Origin of the sequence: Komagataeibacter intermedius TF2, from assembly GCF_000964425.1 — a bacterium.
Taxonomy (GTDB): Bacteria; Pseudomonadota; Alphaproteobacteria; order Acetobacterales; family Acetobacteraceae; genus Komagataeibacter; species Komagataeibacter intermedius.
The window spans coordinates 1-1,589 of record NZ_BANF01000195.1 but is presented as its reverse complement, the minus strand read 5'-3'; the positions used below and the strand labels follow the sequence as shown (position 1 = coordinate 1,589).

Annotated in this window: 1 protein-coding gene and 1 pseudogene; one reads left to right on the top strand and one right to left on the bottom strand. The window is 45.5% G+C overall.

Translation table 11 applies throughout. The features are described from left to right. Positions 1-127: 127 nt before the first annotated feature. A pseudogene (locus tag B7449_RS15950) lies at positions 128-784 on the top strand (IS1595 family transposase). Between the two features lie 98 nt (positions 785-882). Here the strand turns inward: B7449_RS15950 and B7449_RS15945 are convergent. Then, positions 883-1,413 carry a DUF3828 domain-containing protein gene (locus B7449_RS15945; RefSeq protein WP_082084916.1) on the bottom strand — a complete coding sequence of 177 codons (531 nt, stop codon included), beginning with the start codon at positions 1,411-1,413 and terminating at the stop codon, positions 883-885. Between the last annotated feature and the right edge of the window lie 176 nt (positions 1,414-1,589).

Here is a 1,589-nt window from a genome sequence, read left to right as displayed (position 1 = left end):
AGCTTGACCTGCCAGATAGACAACAGCGGGGGGGGGGGGAAGCTGCGCGTCCGATTCCTGCATGACAAATATCCCCAAATGGGAAAGGGGCTGGCATAGGTAAGCGAATAAAGGCTTGATATGTCGCATGAAAGCACGTCGTCGCAGTCGGCTGCCTGCCAGCATCCAAAAGCGCCTTCTGGAGCACTTCGTTGCGGGCACGCCCGCCCGGAGCGCCGCCGAACTTGTAGGCGTCAATCGTAATACAGCGACCCTGTATTACCGGAAATTACGAGAGATCATCGCAGAACAGATTGCTCATGAGGCGCCGGTCTCGGGGGAAATCGAAGTCGATGAGAGCTATTTCGGTGGACATCGCAAAGGAAAACGAGGTCGGGGTGCTGCCGGGAAAGTGGCCGTCTTCGGCCTGCTGAAACGGCATGGCCGTGTCCATGCCGTCATGATCCCCAATGCCGGACATCAGACGCTGATGTCGATCATTCGAAAGAAAGTATAGCCCGATTCAATTGTTTACAGCGATTCCTGGCACGCTTACGACAAGCTGGATGTCTCGGAATTCCATCACGAACGCATTGATCACAGCAGGCATCTTGCCCTGGGTAGAAACCATATCAACGGCATCGAGAATTTCTGGAGCCAGGCGAAGCGGCATCTGCGGCGATACAATGGAATACCACGTAAAGACTTCCATCTCTTCCTGGCCGAGTGCGAGTGGCGTTTCAACATCCGCTCACCTGCAAAACTCCTGAAAATCCTCACTCAATGGGCTAAACTGCCCGCGTGAACCGTCGTCAACAATGCTTACCTATGCCAGCCCCATGGGAAATAATATAAATATTATAGAAATTGATATTATATGAAACAGAAAATATTAGAACTGAATTATGGAGGACTGGAGCGGCAATTTGGTAGCGGATGACGTATCGCAAATGAATCTACCTGATATATTTTCCACCCCTCCTTTTCACGTTTCAGGCGGACACATAGGGAAACAACATTGTCATTTTTATTTGCACTGCCCATTTCGATTAAAACAAGCGCATTTTTTCCGTATTCTTTGATCAATTTACTATGAATAAACGGGATATCTTTTACATCAGAATCCTGTGTGTGTAGAAAATAATCCGCGTCTTCTGCCAATCTATCATAAGTCCCATTATGTAATGCTCGCTTGATTTTTCTTAATAAAGAATGTGAAATATAGTTTTTTATTTCATTTCCATCTATGGAATTATAATTCTCTTCAGTCTGCCGATCTGTGGCCATGACATACCACTTATAAAATTCCAGAACATTATGATCTGGCGTTAGGGGTTGAGAAAAAACCCTCGATGGGAACAGTAACAGGATAAAAAAAAGACATTTTAACTTACTTTTACGGATGTCTATAAAATTTATAAGGTGGTTTCTCATTTCTATAATCCAGTCCAAGATAAAAACCGCGATACTGCCTAAAATCTGATATCCATATCCTGCCGTCAAACATGCACATATGTCCATACGGATGGTCTTTAATAGGCTGAATAATCGCTACATCTCCCGGCTTTAGGCTCCGGACCCATTGATTTGTGTAGGGAATTTTGATTCAG